Annotated in this window: 15 protein-coding genes; 7 read left to right on the top strand and 8 right to left on the bottom strand. The window is 63.8% G+C overall.

What is annotated here, in order from left to right; all coding sequences use genetic code 11:
* Window positions 1-69 precede the first annotated feature (69 nt).
* On the top strand, window positions 70-1,134 hold the full coding sequence (fba, locus tag NKI99_RS00805) for a class II fructose-bisphosphate aldolase (protein WP_013532928.1): 1,065 nt from the start codon (window positions 70-72) through the stop codon (window positions 1,132-1,134).
* A gap of 60 nt (window positions 1,135-1,194) precedes the next feature.
* Here fba and NKI99_RS00800 read toward each other — a convergent pair whose 3' ends face one another.
* The 6 genes from NKI99_RS00800 to ftsZ form a co-directional block, all read right to left on the bottom strand.
* Entirely contained in the window at window positions 1,195-2,421 is a 1,227-nt protein-coding gene (locus tag NKI99_RS00800) for a VWA domain-containing protein (protein ID WP_128302412.1), read from the bottom strand.
* The gene (locus NKI99_RS00795) at window positions 2,414-4,663 is read right to left on the bottom strand and encodes a DUF5682 family protein (protein WP_352609358.1); all 2,250 of its coding nucleotides are present in this window, start codon (window positions 4,661-4,663) and stop codon (window positions 2,414-2,416) included. Before NKI99_RS00795 ends, NKI99_RS00800 begins: the two co-directional genes overlap by 8 nt.
* A 4-nt stretch (window positions 4,664-4,667) precedes the next feature.
* Window positions 4,668-5,747, bottom strand: coding sequence for an ATP-binding protein (locus NKI99_RS00790; protein ID WP_027036087.1), 1,080 nt, complete (start codon window positions 5,745-5,747; stop codon window positions 4,668-4,670).
* A gap of 30 nt (window positions 5,748-5,777) precedes the next feature.
* Window positions 5,778-7,205, bottom strand: coding sequence for a DUF5691 domain-containing protein (locus NKI99_RS00785; protein WP_352609357.1), 1,428 nt, complete (start codon window positions 7,203-7,205; stop codon window positions 5,778-5,780).
* Window positions 7,202-8,587 (bottom strand): SWIM zinc finger family protein, encoded by a 1,386-nt coding sequence (locus NKI99_RS00780; RefSeq protein WP_245273044.1) that lies wholly within the window; start codon window positions 8,585-8,587, stop codon window positions 7,202-7,204. Before NKI99_RS00780 ends, NKI99_RS00785 begins: the two co-directional genes overlap by 4 nt.
* A 219-nt stretch (window positions 8,588-8,806) precedes the next feature.
* Window positions 8,807-9,841: a cell division protein FtsZ gene (gene ftsZ, locus NKI99_RS00775; protein ID WP_023808769.1), complete on the bottom strand. Its 1,035-nt coding sequence runs from the start codon at window positions 9,839-9,841 to the stop codon at window positions 8,807-8,809.
* Between the two features lie 386 nt (window positions 9,842-10,227).
* On the opposite strand from ftsZ, the gene NKI99_RS00770 reads away from it, so the two are divergent.
* From NKI99_RS00770 to fhuB, 6 genes are all read left to right on the top strand, one after another.
* A complete protein-coding gene (locus tag NKI99_RS00770) occupies window positions 10,228-10,926 on the top strand; it encodes a GntR family transcriptional regulator (RefSeq protein WP_023808770.1) in 699 nt (232 codons plus the stop codon).
* A 247-nt stretch (window positions 10,927-11,173) separates the two neighbouring features.
* Entirely contained in the window at window positions 11,174-12,529 is a 1,356-nt protein-coding gene (locus tag NKI99_RS00765; protein ID WP_127268594.1) for a glutamine synthetase family protein, read from the top strand.
* A gap of 129 nt (window positions 12,530-12,658) precedes the next feature.
* Window positions 12,659-13,543, top strand: coding sequence for a helix-turn-helix domain-containing protein (locus NKI99_RS00760; RefSeq protein WP_023808772.1), 885 nt, complete (start codon window positions 12,659-12,661; stop codon window positions 13,541-13,543).
* A 152-nt stretch (window positions 13,544-13,695) separates the two neighbouring features.
* Complete coding sequence (locus tag NKI99_RS00755; protein WP_502895794.1) at window positions 13,696-15,855, top strand: TonB-dependent siderophore receptor; 2,160 nt, start codon at window positions 13,696-13,698, stop codon at window positions 15,853-15,855.
* A 22-nt stretch (window positions 15,856-15,877) separates the two neighbouring features.
* The gene (locus NKI99_RS00750; protein ID WP_352609460.1) at window positions 15,878-16,753 is read left to right on the top strand and encodes an ABC transporter substrate-binding protein; all 876 of its coding nucleotides are present in this window, start codon (window positions 15,878-15,880) and stop codon (window positions 16,751-16,753) included.
* A complete protein-coding gene (gene fhuB / locus NKI99_RS00745) occupies window positions 16,746-18,752 on the top strand; it encodes a Fe(3+)-hydroxamate ABC transporter permease FhuB (protein ID WP_352609354.1) in 2,007 nt (668 codons plus the stop codon). The genes NKI99_RS00750 and fhuB overlap by 8 nt, the downstream gene beginning before the upstream one ends.
* Before the next feature lie 36 nt (window positions 18,753-18,788).
* Here fhuB and cuyB read toward each other — a convergent pair whose 3' ends face one another.
* Together cuyB and NKI99_RS00735 are read right to left on the bottom strand one after the other, a co-directional pair.
* Window positions 18,789-19,586, bottom strand: a complete 798-nt coding sequence (gene cuyB, locus NKI99_RS00740) for a cysteate racemase (RefSeq protein ID WP_352440056.1) — start codon at window positions 19,584-19,586, stop codon at window positions 18,789-18,791.
* Window positions 19,583-20,944 (bottom strand): dicarboxylate/amino acid:cation symporter, encoded by a 1,362-nt coding sequence (locus tag NKI99_RS00735; protein ID WP_352609353.1) that lies wholly within the window; start codon window positions 20,942-20,944, stop codon window positions 19,583-19,585. The genes cuyB and NKI99_RS00735 overlap by 4 nt, the downstream gene beginning before the upstream one ends.
* Window position 20,945 lies beyond the last annotated feature (1 nt).

The raw sequence follows: 20,945 nt of genomic DNA, 5'->3' as shown, positions 1-20,945 counted from the left end.
ATCAAGGGCCGACCGGCAACCGGCCGGCCCGCGACGTTGCGCTTGAAACCAGATACGGGAGACTATTGGGTGGCTCGCATAACACTGAGACAATTGCTCGACCACGCTGCCGAATACGGCTACGGCGTGCCCGCTTTCAACATGAACAACATGGAACAGGGCCTTGCCATCATGGAGGCCGCCGAGGAGACCAAGTCACCGGTCATCCTGCAGGCAAGCCGCGGCGCCCGCGCCTATGCCAATGACGTGGTGCTGGCCAAGCTGATCGACGCGCTGGTCGAAATCCACCCCGACATTCCGGTCTGCATGCATCTCGACCATGGCAATAACGAAGCCACCTGCGTCACCGCTATCCAGTACGGCTTCACCTCGGTCATGATGGACGGGTCGCTGAAGGAAGACGGCAAGACGCCGGCCGACTACGCCTACAATTCCGGCATCACCAAGCGCGTCGTCGACATGGCGCATTGGGGCGGCGTGTCCGTGGAAGGCGAGATCGGCGTGCTCGGCTCGCTGGAGAGCGGCGGCGGCGAGCAGGAAGACGGCCACGGCGTCGAAGGCGCGATCAGCCACGACCAGCTTTTGACCGATCCCGAACAAGCGGTCGAGTTCGTCAAGGACACCCATGTCGATGCGCTGGCGGTTGCCATGGGCACCAGCCACGGCGCCTACAAATTCTCGCGCAAGCCTGACGGCGCAGTGCTGGCCATGAACGTCATCGAGGAGATCCACCGCCGGCTGCCGAACATGCATCTGGTCATGCACGGCTCGTCCTCGGTGCCCGAGGACCTGCAGGAAATCATCAACAAATATGGCGGCCAGATGAAGCCGACCTGGGGCGTGCCGGTCGAGGAAATCCAGCGCGGCATCAAGCACGGCGTGCGCAAGATCAACATCGACACCGACAACCGCATGGCGCTGACCGGCGCGATCCGCAAGGTGCTGACCGAGAATCCAAGCGAGTTCGATCCGCGCAAATATTTGACACCGGCCATGGCCGCCATGCGCAAGCTCTGCAAAGAGCGCTTCGAACAGTTCGGCACCGCCGGCAACGCGCAGAAGATCAAGCCGCTGCCGGTCGCCGAAATGGCCAAGCGCTATAAGTCGGGCAGCCTCGACCCGAAGTTCGGCTGAGCTCCAGCGATTTATCCCAGAGCTGCCAGAAGCATCCTGGCAGCTCTGGCGACGGCTGTTTTACTCCGGAGTCTCGGCCTCGGCACGAACCAGCTTGATATCTGCGCCAGCCGCCCATGCGCCGATATCTTCCCGACGCAATGCCGCCGCCATCATGTCTGGAAACAGATCCGGCGTGCAGGCAAAGACCGGAATGCCGAGGGCGGCCACCGAGCCTGCCATCTTCGGGTCATAACCCGGCCTGCCCTGGTCGGTCAGCGCCAGGAGCACCACGACGTTGACGCCGGAGCGAACGAGTGCAGCAAGCCGCTGCAGCAATTCCTGCCCGTTGCCGCCCTCATAAAGGTCAGTGATCAGCACCATATGCGACTTGGTCGGCCGTTCGATGCGGTCCGCGCAATAGGCCACGGCCTGGTTGATGTCGGTGCCGCCGCCCAGCTGCACGCCGAACAGGACTTCGACAGGATCGCTAAGCTCCTCGGTCAGATCGACGATTGCCGTGTCGAAGCAGACAAGCTTGGTCCGCACCACCGGCAGGGAGGCCATCACCGCCGCGAATATCGAGGCGTAGATTACCGAGCTTGCCATAGAGCCCGACTGGTCGACGCACAGCACCACCTCATCCAGGTCGACCAGCCTTCGCTGTTTGCGCATGAAGCCGACCAGCTTCTCCGGCACGATGGTCTTGTGCTCGGGCTGGTAATGGCGAAGGTTGGCTGAGATCGTACGCGGCCAGTCGATGTCGCGCTGGCGTGGGCGGTTGGTGCGCTGCGATCGGTCGACCGCGCCGCGTATCGCCTCGGCTGTCTTCTGTTCCAGCCGCTGCATCAGCTTGGCAACGATATCGGCGATGATCGTGCGCGCAATGTCCTTGGTCTTGGCCGGCATGACCGAGCGGAGCGAAATCAGGTCGGCGACGAGATTGACGTCGGCCTCGATCGCTTTGAGGAATTCCGGCTCCATCAGCATCTGCTTCAGGTTGAGCCGTTCGAAGGCATCCTTCTGGACGATCTGGACGACCTGTGCGGGAAAGAACGACCTGATATCGCCCATCCACTGTGCCACCCTTGGCGCCGAGCGGCCGAGGCCGCCGCGCCGCTTGCGCGGATCGGCAGCCGCATCGCCGGCACCATCGCCGTAAAGCGCATCGAGCGCCGCGGAAAGCCGCTTGTCGGTGTCGGACAGCGCTGACGAGGTTTCCTCATCGGCACCGATCGCCATGCGCCAGCGGCGCTCGCGTCCGTCGCCGGCTTGGATTGGCTCGCTGATTTCGGCCTCGTCATCCATTGCTGGCCTCGCTCATCAGCAGGGGTCCAAGCCGTTCCAGGTGCCGGCGCCACGCTTCGCCGCCATCCGGAGTCGGCGTCAGTCCGGCAGGCAGCCGTGCGGTGCGGCCGAGCACCGCTTCGATCAACCGTCGCCGCTCCATCGAGTCCAGATGCGAAAAGACCCGGCGCAGCAACGGCAGATGGGCAATGAAGGCCTCTTCGTCGAGGGATGCGAGCCAGGCATCCACCGCACCGCGCAGGCCCTGGTCGTAGATCAGCCGTTGGCCGGCAGTGCTGAAGAAACCCTCGAAGAACCCTGCAGCCTCGGTGACCGGCGTTCCTGGAGACAGACGTCGTGCGATCAGACCGGTTGCCGCGTCGGCTGACAAATGGCCGGCTTCGTAGAGCAGATGCGCGGCACAGCCTGCCACCAGCGCCGTCGAGCGCGATCCATCGAGCACCGCAGCCAGTCCATTGCGCCAGATGTCCAGCACGTCCTGTTCAGGCTCGACCAGACTGATCGCTTCGTCGGCTTTGCGCATGGCGCCGACCAGCGTCGTGGATGCCTGGGCATCGAGGTCGCGGGCGGCATAGGCAAGTGCGATCCCGCCTTCGACGATCAGCCGCTCCAGGAGGCCGGACAGACGGGCGGTTTCCGTCTTGCGAGCCTCGCCGTAGCGGATGATGTCGGCGAGCGGCGGCACCGATGTCAGGATTTCCAGGCATTCGCTGCTGCGCGCCGCCCGTTCCTCCAATGCCGCGAGACCGGCGATCGACGCTTCCGACAGGTTTGCCGTGATGGCGCCCTGGACCAGTGCGGCCATCGCATCAAGAGACGTCGCCGCGCCGATCATCTGGATCAGCCGGCCATTGGCCGCCTTTTCGATGGTTGGTCCGAAGACCAGGTTCTCGACCAGTCGAACGGCATATTCAGGTTCCCACGACAGCATCCAGCGCTCGCGAAAGGTGCCGCGGCTGCGGCCGCTGTCGGTCAGCTTGCCCCAATGCACGCCAAGCACGGACAGCCGGTGCAGCAAGGTCGACCGAAACAGCCCGCTTTCGCTGCGCAGGTCGACCGACAATTCACGCTCCAGCGCTTCGGGCTTCAGCCGCGCTGCTTTCTGGTTGCGCTGCAGGTCCTCGATCAGCGGCGCCAGCGGCGTGTCGGGCGGAATTTCACCGACATCGGCGCCCAGCAGCAATTCGGCTTCGACCAGCGCCCACAGCAGCGCTTCCCCGTTGAACAGGGCGGCGATCGCGGCGTCACGCAATTCCTCGAAACCGGGCTTTGGCCGTTCACGGATCACAGCCAGCGTGCGGGCCAGCCGTTCGGCTTCGATCAGCGAGGCCGTCGAGACCATGTGCCCCTTGGCCCTCAGGACCGCCGCGATCTTCGCCAGCCACAGGACCGAGGAGTCGCCTTGCCCGCGCGTCTGCCACAGATGCTTGCACCAGCCGGGCGCGACAACGCCGGCGCCATAACCGAAGCCCAGCGCCAGGCGCGGCCCCGTCCACGGCGCCCAGGTCATCATGCTTTTGCGGCGGGCGAGCCCCTTGAGTAGCGCCTGGTCCTCCTTCAGCGGTCGCGTCGCCTGCAGTGCCGGCACATGGAAGGCACCGCAAACGATAGCGATCGGCCCATCGAATTCCTTTCGCGCGGCGGCGATTTCAAGTCGCATATGCGCTTCGCGCTTTGCCTCGAATTCGGCAAGCGGGCCTTCGCCTTCGCGCAACGTCGTCATCGCGTCGGCTATTGCCGCGAAGATCGGGCCGGGCTCAGGGTTCTGCTCGATGATATCAGCCCACCAGCTTTCGCCATCTTCATAGCCGGCAGCTTGTGCCAGCGTTCCGATCGGGTCCCGCAGATGCGGCGCCAAGTCAGCCTCGACGTTGGCTTCCGTTCCATCGCTATCGGTTTCCCCCACGGCCTCAATCGGCGCAGTGCGGGCTGAAGACGGCAAATCGATGAAGCGCACTGCCGCATTGTTGGTGACGGCCCAGAGCGTCGCCTGGTACTCCGGCGAGAATTCGGCGAAGGGCCAGAAGCTTGTCGAGGCCGGATCGTCTTCGGGATAGCAGAGCAGCGCCACCGGCGGCTGCATTTCGGGGTGGGCCAGCAACGGCAGCAGCGGGCTGGCGTCGGCCGGTCCTTCGATCAGAACGGCGACCGGTTTCAACTCCTGCAACGCCTGCACCAGGCTGTCGGCGGAGCCTGGCCCGTGATGGCGTATGCCGAAATAGGAAACGTCGCTAAGCGCCATGGCGTCAGATCGCCGCGTTCAAGGCCGCGTAGTAGCCGGCATAGTCTGGCCGCTTCTTGAGCACGGTTTCCAGATACTCCTCCAGCACCAGTTTGTCCTGCACCGGATCCTTCACGATCGCACCGACGAGGCTGGCGGCAAGACCTTCGGCGCCGAGCTTGCCGCTGTCGAACCAGGCCGCCTGGCTGAGGCCGCCGACCATGGTGGCAATGGCTTCGGCCGTGGACAGCGAACCGGACGGCGTCTTCAACGTCACCTTGCCGTCGGCTGTAGCGCCGGAGCGCAACTCGCGAAAAATGGTCAGCACGCGCGCGATCTCCTCACCGACATTCTTCGGCACCGGCAGGTCAAGACCGCCGGCCATCTCGCCGACCCGCTTGGAGACGATCGCCACTTCCTCCGCCATGTCTTCGGGCAAGGGCAGTACGACGACGTTAAAGCGGCGCTTCAACGCCGAGGACAGCTCGTTGACGCCCTTGTCGCGGTTGTTGGCGGTGGCGATGATGTTGAAGCCGCGCTGCGCGTAGATCGAGGTGTTGAGTTCCGGGATCGGCATCATCTTTTCGGACAGCACGGTGATCAGCGTGTCCTGCACGTCGGAGCCCATGCGCGTCAGCTCCTCGAGGCGGCAAAGCTTGCCGTCCTGCATGGCGCGGTAGAGCGGCGTCGGCACCAGCGCGTCCTGGCTTGGGCCCTTTGCCAGAAGCTGTGCGTAGTTCCAGCCATAGCGGATCTGGTTCTCGTCGGTACCAGCCGTGCACTGCACGATCAGGGTCGAATCGCCCATGATGGCGGCGGCGAGATGTTCCGACACCCAGGATTTGGCCGTGCCGGGGACACCCAGCAGCAACAGCGCGCGATCGGTGGCGAGCGTCGCCACCGCGGTTTCCATCAGCCGGCGCCGGCCGACATATTTGGGCGTTATCACTGTCCCGTCGTCAGCCTTTCCGCCGAGCAGGTAGGTAAGGACCGCCTTTGGCGAAAGGCTCCATCCGGCAGGCCTTTGCCGGTCGTCATTGCGCGAGAGCGCCTGCAATTCGGCGGCATAGGCCTGCTCGACCGGAAGACGGATGGCTGCGTTCATTAGCTGTTCTCCGGATTGATCATGTGTCGGTTAAGGTTCGGCCAGCGCTGCGTTGAGGCGCAGAAGACCGAGTGAAGGCGCTGCCGGCGCCATACCGGCCGCAACGACGTCTCCGATCAATTTCTCCGCCGTCGCCGCCGTGGCGAGAAAGCCCATAGTTTCCAGGAGCTGGTCGACGCCCCGCTTCACAGCGTCATCGTTTCCTGCAACAGCGGAGCGAAGCGCCGGGAGCGTCTGGCCGTTTGTCAGGTCGGCCCATTCCAGCCAGCTTGCTTCGAGGCCCTCGGCCAGATTGAGCGCGCCGAGATGTTGCGTGTCCTTCAGGATCGACCTGACCAGGACGCGCTTCCTGCGGCTGTCCAGACGCGCCATGAGGTGGAGGACGAAGAGTGCGGGCTTGCCACCTTCGGCGACAAGCATATCCGCCATGTGCGTCACCGCGGCGTCGCTGCCCGACGCCGCGACCATTCGGGCAACAAGGATATCGGCGTTGTTCTCAGCGCCGAATTGCCACGCCCCGATAAACTCGGATTCGGTGGTGCCGAAGCGCGTGGCGAGGTCGACCAGGTTGCAGGTCTCGAACAGTTCGGCGCGACGTCTTTCCTGCGCCGGCGATTTGAGTTTTGCCGGCGTGTAGGTGGTGCGGCGGCGGATGAAGCCGGATTTGCCTTCCGCGATGAAGGCAGCGAGTTCGGCCGTCGGATCTTCCGGCCCGCCATCGCCTGGCGAGCCGTGCTCTCCCAATCTTGCCAGCAACCGGCCAGCGAGCTCGCGCAGCTTGCCGGAACGATCGGCGGAGAGGCTCTTCAGGAACGGCACGTCATCAGCGCCCAGGCCGAAGCGCAACAGGTCGACGAGTGCAATCCTGATTTCCGCCGGCTCGCCGGATGCCTTGGTTTCGATCAGCTGCCTAGCCGAAGCCGGTGCGGTGCGGCGCATATCGGCGAGCGCGGTGCGGCGTGCGGCGGGATAGAAGTCATCCCAGTTTTCCACCGTCAGATGCTCCTGGCTTGCAGGTTTTTCGCCGTCCGCGCCTGCCTGCCAGTCGATCCAGGGTGCATAGACGTCCGGACTGCTCTGATCCGACGCGGCTGGCATCCAGTCCATCGGATGCAGCACGAAGCCGCGGCTGGAGACGAGCGTGACCACACGCGACTTGCTTCTTGTGTCGGCGGCATGCTTTAGCGCGGCTCGCAATAGCGGCCGCAGCCGTTCCGGCAGCATCGGCAAGGCGAGTTCGGGCAATTGCGGGCGGCGTTTCAGCGTCTTTGGCGCGGCTGGCCGCAAGGCGATGTCGAGAGCTTGTGCGGCGATCGCCAGCAGCCGGCGTTCGCGCTCGTCGGGGCTGGCACCGCCGGCGATCTCCTTCCACGCGCCCGGAGCCAGGTCGAAGGTGGTCCCGCCGGTGATCCAGCAGTCGCGCATGGCCGCCAGGCCGGTCTGCTCGATCTCGTTCACGACAGGTCAAGCCTACCGAAACCGCTTTGCGCCGCCAGCAGGTCAAGCCGGCTGCCATTCCAAAGTGCTGCCGTTGCCATAAGGTCCAGCCCAAGCAGCGTTGGATTGACGGTGTCGGCAATCGGCAAGGCGATACCATGCGGATCGCCGGCGGCTTGCCACCAGGCGGCGCCCCGATCGTCCAGCAGGATCGCGCCGGGCGGCAGCATGACAGGACAATCGGTGAGCCAAGGGGCTGCGTTCTGGTGAGCAGCATGCGCCGCGAGCGGATCGGCTGTGTGAAAGCCGAAATCGGGCCACTCACCTGTCGGGACGTCGCCCTTGCGGTCCGCCACCAAGGCCCGCAGCGGCTGGCGTGCCGGGTAAAAGACCAGCCTGGCATCGAACCGGTCGCCCGGTGTGAAGGCGTTCGACCGGCGACCGGCCGAGGCCGGAAAATAGTCGAGCAAGAGAGCAAATTGCGGGCTCGCGCTCTTCAGGTCGAGGAGCCAGGTCGAATGGCTGACGAGACCGTCACGGCGCGACTCGATCTTCTCGCCAAGCACCTCCCAGACGCTTTCGACCTGTTTGGCATCGGGATTGGCCAGAACCTGCTCACGGCTTTCGGACGTCGATACGAGCCGCCTCAGTTCGGCGTCTCCTGGTGTCGATCGCCAGGCCTTGACCACCAGCACAAGCTTGCCGAGTTCGCGGAGCGCCGCGTCCGGGCGCTCCTCGCTGCGCAGCCCCATCAGCCGTGACGGAATCTCGTCGATGCGGCCGGCAAGCGCTGTCGCCTTCATGTCGACCAGCCGTGCCGCAATCCGGCGGCAACGGTCACTGCTGTTGTCGACAAAACCGGCCAGGCCAAGCCGCAACTGGTCAGCGATCCATTGATCCAGCTCATCCAACGCCGCCGACACCGCGGATTGCGTATCCAGCGTCCGCTTGCGCTGCGCTGCCTCGCGGCGCTCGACCGCAGCGGCGTCCTCGATGTCTGCGCTTTCGTCGTCGCGCGAGGCCTCGCCAATGCTCTTGCCTCCCGCACCGGGCGCTGGCGCCGCCGGCTGTGGCGAGGCCTTCCTGCGGCGGCCGAGCCAATCATTCACCCATTCCGGGGTCGAGCCTGCGGCGGTAAAACTGGCCGGCGTGGTGGCTGCAATCCACATCAGCGCCAAAGTGTGCTTGCAGGGAAATTTCCGCGACGGACAGGTGCATTTGTAGCCATGGTCGCCGGTGTCGACGACCACACGATACGGATTGGAGCCGGAACCCTGGCATTCCCCCCAGAGGAGCCCCAGCTGATCGCTCTTCTCGAGCCGTGGCCAGTTCGATTGCCTGGTCAACCTGGAAGCGGCGCTCAACGACGCCTGATCGGGCGCAAGCGCTTCGATGGTTTTCAAGTCGAATTCCAAGCCGCGCCTCTCGTCGCTCGAACGATACGGGTAGCCAGTATAGATGGCCGTCCATGACGGATTCTTGTAGCAGCAACCGTACAGAGATCGATACAGCTGAACACAATAGTTGCGCCAGTCAATCTGATCCGTCGGCAATGCCATTGCTATTCAGCGATGTCTCCCCCGAGAAATTATCTCTTGGCGAGGATAAACGCGCGATATGACTTATTGAAGCGTCCGCGCCGGCTGACCGGCGTGGTCGCGTGCGATGCCGGCTTCGGCATCCTCGGCGCCAAAAGCACGGTCGAGGCCCGTCGCCACGACCGAGACCCTGAAGCGGCCTTCCATGCCCTTGTCGAAGATGGCGCCAACGATGATGTCGGCATCCTCGTAGACCTCTTCGCGGATGCGGGTGGCGGCCTCGTCGACCTCGAACAGGGTCATGTCCCTGCCGCCCGATATCGAGACCAGCACGCCCTTGGCGCCTTTCATCGACACTTCGTCGAGCAGCGGGTTGGCGATCGCGGCTTCGGCCGCCTTCATCGCCCGACCCTCGCCGGAGGCCTCACCGGTGCCCATCATGGCGCGGCCCATGTCGCGCATCACCGATTTGACATCGGCGAAGTCGAGATTGATCAGGCCTTCCTTGACGATGAGGTCGGTGATGCAGCTGACGCCGGCATAGAGCACCCGATCGGCAATGACGAACGCATCGGCGAAGGTGGTCTTGGCATCGGCGATCCGAAACAGGTTCTGGTTCGGGATGACGATCACCGTGTCGGCGCTCTCGCGGAGCCGCTCGATGCCCTCTTCGGCCATCTGCATGCGGCGCCGGCCTTCAAAGGCGAACGGCTTGGTGACGACACCAACCGTCAGGATGCCGGCCTTGCGTGCCGCCTGGGCGATGATTGGAGCCGCACCGGTTCCCGTGCCGCCGCCCATTCCGGCGGTGACGAAACACATATGCGTACCGGCCAGATGGTCCATGATCTCGTCGAGCGATTCCTCGGCCGCGGCGCGGCCGATCTCGGGAAGCGATCCGGCGCCCAATCCTTCGGTGACGTGGGCGCCAAGCTGGATCAGCCTGGACGCCTTCGACATGGTCAGCGCCTGGGCGTCCGTGTTGGCGGCGATGAATTCAGTACCCTGAAGCTGCTCCGCGATCATGTTGTTGACGGCATTGCCACCGCCGCCACCAACGCCGATCACGGTGATCTTGGGTCTCATCTCGGAGATTTCGGGCTTCTTGAACTCGGCCATGCCTGTGTCTCCTTCGCCAATTGCGCGCGCTTCACGACCCACCCGCAGACTGCCTTGAAACCTTGCAATCGAGCGGCATGATGCGAATCACTCCGTTGCGATGGGTAGCCCAAAAAGCCAGACAGCGGCCAGAGGTGCAAGTGCATGCGAGGTCAAGATTTGTGATGACCGTTTTGCACAGCGTGGCAGAGACGCCATATGCCTGACAATCTAGCCGTCGGCCTTGGTGCGACGCGTCGGCTTGCCGCGCAACGATCGAAGCGTCTATCATGTGCTTGATAAGTCGCTGACTTCGGCGTTCTCGCCGGGCTCGGCCACGCAGAATCCCCAGCGGCGAAACCAGCCGGCCGCACAGATTTCTGAACCGATGAAGCAGCGCCCCGCCAATGGCCGACAAAACACAATTCGGGTTGACCGCCGTCGACACCGTTCCCTTGCATGAAAAAGTCTATCTGGAACTTGTGCGGGCGCTGATGTCCGGCCAGTTCACGCCGGGCCAGAAGCTGACGTCGCGAAAACTCGCAAGGGAACTCGGCACCAGCGACATGCCGGTGCGCAGCGCCTTCATGCGGCTGCAGGCGCTGCGGGCGCTCAGCCCGATGCCGAACGGCAGCGTCGAAGTGCCGGCGATATCGGCCGAGCGGTTTTCGCAATTGACCGCGGTGCGGACTATCCTCGAAGGCTCGGCGACCGAACTGGCGACAAAACGCATCAATGGCAACAATCTGCGCACGATCCGACGCCACGCCACCGACCTGACTTTGGCGGCCCGCAAAGGCGATATCGATGATTACCTGCGCAAGAACCACGACTTCAAATTCTCGATCTATCGCCATTGCGGCAACGAGCAGATGATCTTCCTGATCGAAACCGTATGGATGCAGGTCGGCCCTTTCCTCAGGAACCTTGCCATGGGTTTCGAGGATAACCTCGCCTCCATCCTCGACATCGACTTTCACGAGGAAGTCGTCGCTGCGATCGAGGCCCAGGATGGCGAGCGCGCCCGCGCTGCCATCGTGCGCGACATCGACGAAGGGGCCTCGCACATACTGCAGCAGGCGAGATTTCCGAAGGCGAGAAACTGATGCGCGTCGCGTTTGTGCGGATTCGGGCGACGCCACTTGGCTTTCCGGCCTCTTGCCTCTATGTTGCGATCGCAGATCGCGCAATTGGTTTTGAAATGCCTCCCGACATCCCGGCTAGTGACTTGAAAAAATAAGGAAAAGCGCTTGGCGACAGCCAAGTCTGTTTTCCTAAAACTCACAAGCTATTTTTATCAGGGACAGTGCAGCCGGTCAGGTTGCGGCACCTTCGAAAACCAGAGGTCATAAATTGAGCGATGCAATTGCGGACGTTTTGAACTGGCTTGATAGCAGGACCGACATCCAGAGCCTGAGAGCCGCGGTGTGCGACCTCAACGGCATCATGCGCGGCAAGCGCATTCCCGTCGAGCAGGCAAGAAAGGCGCTGGAAGGCAAGCTGCGCATGCCTTTTTCGCTGATCGGGCTCGATGTCTGGGGCGAGGACATCGAAGGCAACACACTGGTATTCTCGACCGGCGATGCCGACGGACTGTGCCAGTGGACGGGGCGCGGCATTCTGCCGGTGGCCTGGACGGCGCATCCGACGGCGCTTGTCCCCCTCTGGCTCGCCGACGAAAGCGGCGCGCCTTATCTCGGCGACCCGCGACGGGCGCTGGCCCGCATCCTCGATCGCTACAAGGCCTTGGGCCTGACTCCGGTCGCGGCAACGGAACTCGAATTCTACCTCGTCGATCCGCAGTCGCAGCGGCCGGTCGGACCGGTCTCGCCGGTAACCGGACGCCGCCTCGATTCCGACGCGGCGCTGTCGATCGACGAGATCGACGACTTCGAATCCTTCATCCATGACGTCTACGAGGCCTGCCGGACGCAAGGCATTCCCGTCGACACCGCCATCGCCGAGAACGGCGTCGGTCAGTTCGAGATCAATCTGAACCATGTCGCGGACGCCTTGCGGGCGGCTGACGATGCGGTGCTGTTCAAGCGCACCGTGAAGGGCATTGCCCGCAAGCACGGCTTTGCCGCCTGTTTCATGGCCAAGCCCTATGGCGACCGGGCCGGCAACGGCTTTCACGTTCATTTCAGCCTGATCGACGGCGAAGGGCGCAACGTCTTCGATGACGGCACCGACCAGGGTTCTGAGACCATGCGCCATGCGGTCGGCGGCCTGCTTGCGGCAATGGCCGAAAGCACGCTGGTGTTCGCGCCGCACTTCAACTCCTACCGCAGGCTGCGCCCGAGATCCTATGCGCCGACCGCAGTCGCCTGGGGTTATGAGAACCGTATGGTCGCGATCCGCATTCCCGGCGGGCCAACCGGTGCGCGCCGCATCGAGCATCGCGTTTCGGGAGCCGACGCCAATCCCTATCTGGTGCTAGCGGCCATATTGGGCGCCGCACTGACGGGCATTGAAAGACAAATATCGCCAGGCGATCCGATCGGCACCGACGGCCAGGGACTTCCGCCGGCAAAGCTGCCGCCGGACTGGGCGTCGGCGATCGCCGCCTTCGAGAGCGGGACGCATGTGGCGGAGATTTTTCCAGCCATCCTGCGCGACTCCTTCGTTGCCTGCAAACGCCAGGAATTGAACACGTTCGCGCTCAATGTCAGCGATTTCGAAATCGAGACATACCTCGAAAGTGTTTGAGGCCCGACGGCCCCAGCGGCATTGGGTTCCGGCCGATTTTCAAGCAGCCGCAAAGCACTTGCGGTGGGGTCGCTAACCGGGCATAAACATGATGTTTTTTATCATGTATTATGACTGGGATCACAGGACTTGACCTTCGTTGCGCGCATGGAAAGCCGGATTGAGGGCTTTTCAGTCATTGGCGACCTGAAATGGCATGTCTGGGACGGCGTGGTCGCCGACCTCTGGGATGTCTCATGCGGTGACAAGGCCGAAGGCTATTACGTCTCTCCCGACCCCCGGCTGTTCGTCGCGCTCGATGTGGATGGCGATGGCGCTTTCTTCGTCGAAGACGCCAAGGGCGAATTGCGCCGCCACGACCAGGCTTTTTCCATGGCCTACATACCGGCCGGCGTGCCGATCCGCGGCCGGGTCGAGGGGCTGCGGCGGATCCGGCATCTCGACCTGCATTTCGACGCCGCAGTGCTGACGCGCCGCTTCGGCCGCAGCCTTGACCACGAGGCCTTGCGGATGTCGCGCTTCCAGTTTCGCGACGACCGGATCGCCATGCTTGCCGGCCTGATCGCCGCCGAATGCGGCAGCGACCGGCCCCTGCATGATCTCTATGGCGAGGGTCTGCTCAATGCCTTGTTCGCAAGCCTGTTCCAGATCGACCGGCCTGATACCCTTAGGCGGCGGTCGCCGCTGTCGCGCCGCAAGCTGCGCCTCGTCACCGACTACATCGACGCGCATTGCCTGGAAAGGATCCGGCTTGCCGACCTCGCCGCGCTGACCGGCCTGTCCGAAACCGCGATGAGTCACGCCTTCAAGGCGGCGACGGGCGTGCCGCCGCATCGTTGGCAGATGCAGGCGCGGGTCGACAGGGCCAAGGCCATGATGGCGCGTGGCACCGCTTCACTTGGCGACATCGCCGAGGCAACGGGTTTTTTCGACCAGGCGCATCTGACGCGTGTGTTCAAGTCGATTGTCGGCGTGACACCCGGCGCCTGGATGAGGAGCACCAGTCGCCAGTGACATTTCCGCAACATCACACCGCGATGTCCCTCGTTTGGACAAGAATGGACAAACCGCCCAATTCCGTCCAATGACCAGCAGATAACTTGAGATAAATGATCAACTATCTCAATATCGACAGGCGGGGACTTCCTGATGAGCAGAACTTACCGATGAAGGCGCTTCTGGCGGCCAGCGTCGCCGCAGCCGCGATGATCCCGCCAATGGCCGCGTTGGCGCAGTCGGTGCAAACCAGCACCCAGCTTGAACCGGTGGTGGTCGAGGGCGAGGCCGGCGATGGCGCGACCGGACCGGTTAAAGGCGTCGTCGCCAAAAAAAGCAAGACCGGCTCCAAGACGGCGACCGACATCAAGGATATCCCACAATCCGTGTCGGTGGTCGGACGTCAAGAGATCGACGACCAGGGCGCACAGAAAGTCGACGAGGCCTTGCGCTACACGGCCGGGGTGTTCGCACAGCCCTTCGGCCCGGACAGCGACACCAACTGGCTGTTCATCCGCGGTTTCCAAGCCACGGCTGATGGCACCTACATGGATGGGCTGCAACTGTTCAGCTACGCCTTTGGCGGCTTCTACGTCGACAGCTTCGGCCTCGAGCGAGTCGAAGTGCTGAAAGGGCCGGCCTCCGTACTCTATGGCGGCAGCAATCCCGGCGGCCTCGTCAACTATGTCAGCAAGCGACCGGATGGCAGGCAGCGCTATATCGAGACCGGCGTCAACGATGCCGGCAATGTCTATCTGGGCTTCGACATCGGCGACGTCGACGGCAATGGTGTTGTCAGCTACCGGGTAACGGGCAAAGTCGCCGGCGGCGACACCTACAGCGATTTGCAGAATGGCTGGCGCGGCTTCATTTCGCCCAGCATCACCTGGCAGCCCGACGAGCAGACCAAGCTGACGGTACTGGCCAACTACAGCCACATCGACGAGAACCACAATGGCGGCAGCTTCCTGCCTTACATCGGCACTGTAACGGATCGGATTATCGGCGGCGTGAATTACGGTCGAATCGACCCAGACGCCAATTTTACCGAGCCGAGTGTCGATCTCTACAAGCGCGAGCAAGGTTCTATCGGCTACGAGTTCGAGCACACTTTCGACAACCAATGGACGGTGCGTTCCAACATGCGCCTCAGTGCGGCCTCGATTAATGAAGTCAACGTCTACGCCAACGGGTGGGCGAGCGCGACGCAGCTCAATCGCATCAATTTCGGTCACGATACCGACGCCACGACATTCCTGTCGGACCTGCAGATCGAGGGCAAGGTGGAGACAGGCGCTGTCGAACACACGCTGCTGGCCGGCATCGACCACAAATATTACAACATCGACCAGGTGCAATCGTCGGCGCTCTTCGGCACAACCCCTCCCATTGATGCTTTCGACCCAATCTACGGCGCGCCACTGACGCCACGAGTCAGCTACCTCAATCAGGACTTGACCCAGAAGCAGCTCGGCTTCTACGCGCAGGACCAGTTGCGCTTCGGCGACGGCTGGCTGGTGACGCTGAACGGCCGTTACGACCGTGGCTGGCTCGACGCCGACAATCGGTCGACATATTACTCGGCGAGTTCCAGCACGCAGAACCAGACTGTCGGCGACTTCTCCGGTCGCGCGGGCCTCGCCTATGAGTTTGCCAACGGCGTAACCCCCTATGCCAGCATTGCCACCTTCTTCAACCCGCTCATCGGCACCGATGCCAACGGTAATCTGTTCAAGCCGGAAGAGGGCGTGCAGTACGAAGTCGGCGTCAAATATGTTCCGACCTTTGTCGATGGCCTGTTCACCCTGTCGCTTTTTGACCTGACCCGTCAGAATGTACCGTCGAACGTTACTTTCTTCACGCAGTTGCAAACCGGCGAAGTGCGCTCACGCGGTATAGAACTGGAAGGCAAGGTCAACGTCACCGAGGATTTCCGGCTCACCGGCGCTTTCACCGCCTATGACATCGACATCACCAAGGACGCCAACCCGGCGCTCATTGGCAAGACGCCGTTCATCGTGCCAGAGGTGATGGCCTCCGCCTCAGTCGACTATACTTTTCGTGGCGGCTGGTACGACGGCATCTCGATCGGCGGCGGCCTGCGCTACGTCGGCTCCTCATGGGCAGACAACGCAAACAACAACAAGGTTCCAGCTGTCACGCTGGCCGACTTGAAGCTTGGCTACGACAAGGAGACCTGGGGTGTCGATCTGAACATCACCAATCTGTTCGATAAAACCTATGTCTCGAGTTGTCAGACCACCACTGTCGAAGCCTGTTCTTATGGCGAAGGCCGCTCATTCAAGCTGAAGGCGCATACGACTTGGTAGCCATGTGCCGAATCCGCCAGTGATGATCCATCTGCCCAACAGACGGCAGGTGCTTGCCCTGGCGGCCGCGGCATTGCTGCCACCGGTCGCCGCCAGGGCGGCGGCGATGCGCGTTGCCGCGATCGACTGGGGCATGCTGGAGACGTTGCTGGCGCTCGGCATCGAGCCGGTGGCGGCGACCGAACTGATCCAGTTCCGCAAGATCGCGGTCGAGCCGGCGGTTCCTCAATCGGCAACCGATCTCGGGCTGCGCGGCGCGCCCAATTACGAGCTGCTACGCATCGTCGCGCCTGATCTCATCGTGATCTCCAATTTCTACGAATACCAGCGCCCGATGCTCGAACGCATCGCGCCGGTGTTTGCGCAAACGGTCTACGAGGCCGGCGTGCCACCTTATGCGCTCGCCGAGGCGGCGACACTGGCCCTGGGCGAAAAGCTGGGACGGCAGACCGAGGCGAAGCGCTACGTCGATGAGACGGCGGTCGAGATCACGCAGCTTGGCGCCACCTTGCCCCCCTCCCCCGCGCGGGTCTTCGTCATCAGTCTCGGCGATAGCAGGCATTTTCGAGCCTTTGGCCGCGATTCCATATTCGGCGATGTGCTGACGCGTCTCGGCCTGGTCAATGCATGGACCGACGGGACGAGCTACAGCGCGGCGGCACCCGTCGGACTGGAGGCGCTAGCGCGCGTGCCCGAGGCGTCGATCCTGATCGTTTCGCCACTGCCGGCAGATGTCGGGCGTTCGCTTCCTACAAATGCCTTGTGGAACGCGCTACCCGCTGTCCGCCAGGGGCGTGTTGCTGTGCTGGATCCGGTCAACCATTTCGGTTGCCTGCCATCGGCACGCCGCTTCGCGCGTCTGGCGACGGCCGCCCTTGCCGGGCAGAGCCATGGCTGAGCGCACCATAAGCGATCGCACCGCGACGAGTGCCGCGCTGTCGCCAATCGCCCTGTGGGGCCTCCTGGCGGCGCTGGCTGCGCTCCTCTTCGCATGGCGCGTCGGCATGCAATGGCCGGCCGCACCGCCGGGCGACGGCATTGATCTCGACAGCGTCATCCTGGTCTACAGCACGCTGCCGCGCGCCGCCGTGGCGGTGCTGGCCGGCGCGGTGCTCGGCCTGTCCGGCCTGCTGTTGCAGCATGTGCTGCGCAACCCGCTGGCCGAACCGTCGACGCTCGGTATTTCGGCCGGCGCGCAACTGGCGATGACGATCGCCTCGCTTTACGCACCGCTGCTGATGGAGCGGTCGCAGGGCCTGGTCGCCTTCGCCGGTGGCATCGCCGCGGTGCTGCTGGTGCTGGCATTGACCTGGCGGCGCGGGCTGGAACCGGTCTCCGTCGTGCTCGCCGGGATGATGGTGGCGCTGACCGCCAGTTCCGTCAGCGCAGCACTGATCCTCGCCAATGGCGAGTACCTGTTTTCGCTGTTCATCTGGGGCGGCGGATCGCTGGTCCAGCAGGACTGGGAGCCGACCATCGCGCTGACGATCAGGCTGGCGGCCGGTGTGGTTGCCGCATTGATGCTGCTGCGGCCGCTGACCATTCTTGGTCTCGACGATGCCTCGGCACGCGGCCTGGGCGTCGCCCGTCACTCAAGCCGCTTTCTCATCATCGCGCTTGCCGTGTGGATGGCGACGTCGGTCGCGGCAGAGGTTGGCGTCATCGGGTTCGTCGGTCTTGCAGCGCCGGCGCTGGCCACGCTTTCGGGCGCCCGCACACTGCGCCAAAAACTGATCGCCGCGCCGCTGATCGGCGCCGTGCTGCTGTGGCTGACGGACGGGCTGGTACAGCTGGCCGCCGGTTCCGGTGGCGAACGCATTCCGACCGGTGCCGGCACCGCCCTGCTCGGCGGTCCGCTGCTGCTATGGCTGTTGCCGCGGCTGCGCCTTTTCGAGTGGCCGCATCTCGGTTCGAATGGTACCGCACCGCGCAAGGCCAGCCGGCCCTGGCTCATCATCCTGCTTCTGCTTGCGCTGGCGCTTGTCGCTGCCATCGTGGCGCTTGTCGTCGGGCGTGGCCCGGACGGCTGGTCTATTGCTGGGGGAGACCTGTTAACCGATCTCGCCGCGTGGCGTGCGCCGCGGATCGGCGTGGCGGCCGCCGCCGGCGCCATGCTCGCGGCCGCCGGCGTCGTCATCCAGCGGGTCACCGGCAACCCGCTGGCAAGCCCCGAAGTGCTGGGAGTCGCCACCGGCGCCGGGGCCGGCCTGACAGCCGTGCTGATGGTCAGCGCCACGGCCAGTCTCGGCTGGCAGCTCGCCGGCTCAGCCCTGGGCTCACTGGCGGCCTTGATTGCCATGCTGGCCCTTGCCGCACAAGCAAAGTTCGGTGCCGAGCGGCTGCTGCTTGCCGGTATCGCCATGAGCGCGCTGTGCAGCGCTGCGATCACCGCGACGATCGCGATGGGCAACGCGCAGTCCTACACTCTGTTGCGCTGGCTGAGCGGCTCGACCGGCCAGGCGTCGGCGCTCGATGCAGGGCTAGCACTCGCCTGTCTGTTGCCGCTGACGTTGCCGCTGTTCCTTGCCGCCCGCTGGCTGGATATCCTGCCGCTCGGGTCCGACAGCGCACGCGGGCTGGGCGTGCCGGTTGCCGGCGGACGGCTGATGCTGATCATCGTTGCCGCGCTGCTGACTGCGCTGGCCGCCATGGTCGTCGGGCCATTGAGCTTCGTCGGCCTGATCGCGCCACACCTTGCCCGTCTGGTCGGCTTTTCCCACGCCCGCGTCCATCTCGCCGGAGCGATGCTTCTGGGCGCCCTGCTGATGATCGTTTCGGACTGGCTGTCGCGCATGGCGGCCTTTCCCTACGAACTTCCCGCCGGCCTGTTCGCTTCGCTGCTTGGCGGGCCGTACCTCGTCTACCTGCTTGCCAAGGGCGTGCCGCGCCAAGGCTGACGGGTTCCGAAATGCTATGAGGTTCTATCCATAGGGCTAGGCCAGTGCGGCCAAGCTGGCGCGCATCGATCGGTCATGTTCCGGCAGCCGCGATACGGTCGGCAGGCCGCGGGCTTCCTGGGCACCGAAGCCCAATCGGTTCAGACAGGCTCTTGCCAAGGCCGCATTGCTGTCGATGACGACCAATCCATTGATATCGTTGAGGCTGGCGGCCACCACCGACAGTTCGGTGCAGCCGAGCAGGGCTGCATCGGCGCCGGCCGCTTGCGCGATGTCGAGCGCGCGCTCGGTTTCAACCGCCGCATCCGCGATCGAACCCGCCTTGACGAGGCTGATCGCGCTGTCGACGCAGGCCTGAAACTCGGTGTTCGCGGGAAGGCAGAGCTCAAATCCCGCTGCCGACATCCTGTCCTGGTAGAAGCCGGAGACCAGCGTGCCTTGGGTGGCGAGAACAGCAACCCGGCCCTGATCCAGGCTGCGACGCGTCTCCGTCACCACAGCATCTCCGATATGGATGATTTCCGCGCGCGAATTCGCCGCCAGTTGGCCGTACCAATGGTGGGCGGTGTTGCACGGCATCGCGATGCGGGCGACGCCGAGCGCATTGAGCGTCGCGACCGCGGCTTTCAAAGGCGCCAGCGGCCCGTCATGGCCGGCAAGGATCGCTTCGGTCCTGTCGGGCAGCTGCGGGACACTGAGGATCACGGCAGGCACATGTTCGTTGTCTCTGAGCGCCTGGGTCATCCGGGTCAGCTTGAAGTAGAAATCAGCCGAAGCAAGCGGCCCGAGACCGCCGATAATGCCGAGCTGGGGACGGATGCTGTCGTCGATCATCTGACGGGCTCGGCTTCGAGCTGGTCCGAGGCGGCGTCAGTCTGCGTCGTCTCCCTGTGGCTGGGAGCGATCATTGCCGTGCTCGCCGCGACGGTGCAGACGCTGGCCAGCGTCATGAACGTGTCGACGGCTGCATCCACCGCGACGAACAGGACGAACGCCGCCTCGAAGGGAAGCTTCAGGTAGCCGCAGACGATGGACATCTGCGACAGGATGAGCAGGCTGCCCATGCCGCCGGTGGTGAGCGCGAGAAGCGCTGAGATGATACCGACGAGCACGAGGTCCGGGACTGCAAGCTGGTGGCCGTAGAGCTGAGCGATGAACAGCGCACCCGAGGTATAGAGCAGTGCCGGGCCTGTCCGCAGCAGTGCCGCCTGTAACGGCACGAGCAGTTCGACGACCACCAGGCTGAACCGCAGGCGCTCGCCCAACAGGTTGATGACCCATGGGAGCGAGGCGACCGAGGAGCGTGTGGTGATGGCCACCATGAGAAGCGGCTGGCAGGTCTTGATCGTCGTCCAGTAGCTGCGTCGCGACCGGATCGCGATAATGGCAAATGCCCCGGCAACGAATGTAAGGCAGGAAAGACCCATCACCAGCAGGTAACCGCCCATTAGCATGAGCGGCTTGGTTCCGGTCGACGCTGTCTGGTCCGCGATCAGGATGAAGGTTGCAAAGGGCAACCCCCAGATGAACCAGTTGGTGAGCACCGTGCAGGCCCGGTAGACCGCGTTGAGCGCCTGGGTCAGGCTCATGGACGAGGGCTGGGGAATCTTCCCCATCGCGAGCCCGAAAAGCAGGCAGAACAGCAGGACCTGAATGGTCTGGCCCGAGGCCAGGGCATTGAAGACGTTGTTCGGCACCAGGTCGAGCAGGATCGAGTGCCCGCCATTGGGATCCCCATTGGAGGCTGGCGGCTGGAACGGGAAGGCGAGATCGGTGGATACGCTGCCTTGCGAATTGATGAACTCGCCAAGCTCGATGCGCGACTGGGGATTCTCGATCTGGCCCGGCTGCAGGATCAGCGACAAGGTGCCACTCACCAGCACGCTCAGGAACGACACGACCAGCACGGCCATACCCACCTTGCCGAGGTAGCGGACCGATTTCGGGTCCTGGACCATCGCCGTGATGGAGAAGATGACCGACGAGACCAAATAGGGCAGGACGACCATCTTGAGGAAATTCAGGTAGAGCTGTGCGACAGGGCTGATCGCATGGGCAAAATCTGGATAGTAGAGGCCGCACAGGATCCCTGCAGCAATCATCGCGATCGTCGTCACGGGTGATCGCAGTATGCGCCTGGCCATCAGGCGCCAATCGAAAGGCAGGGGTCCGGCTAACTCGGAGATTGCCATG

The organism is Mesorhizobium sp. M0239 (assembly GCF_040321815.1).
GTDB lineage: Bacteria > Pseudomonadota > Alphaproteobacteria > Rhizobiales > Rhizobiaceae > Mesorhizobium.
Note: the sequence above shows the minus strand (reverse complement) of the source record. Positions and strands in the feature narration are given on the sequence as shown.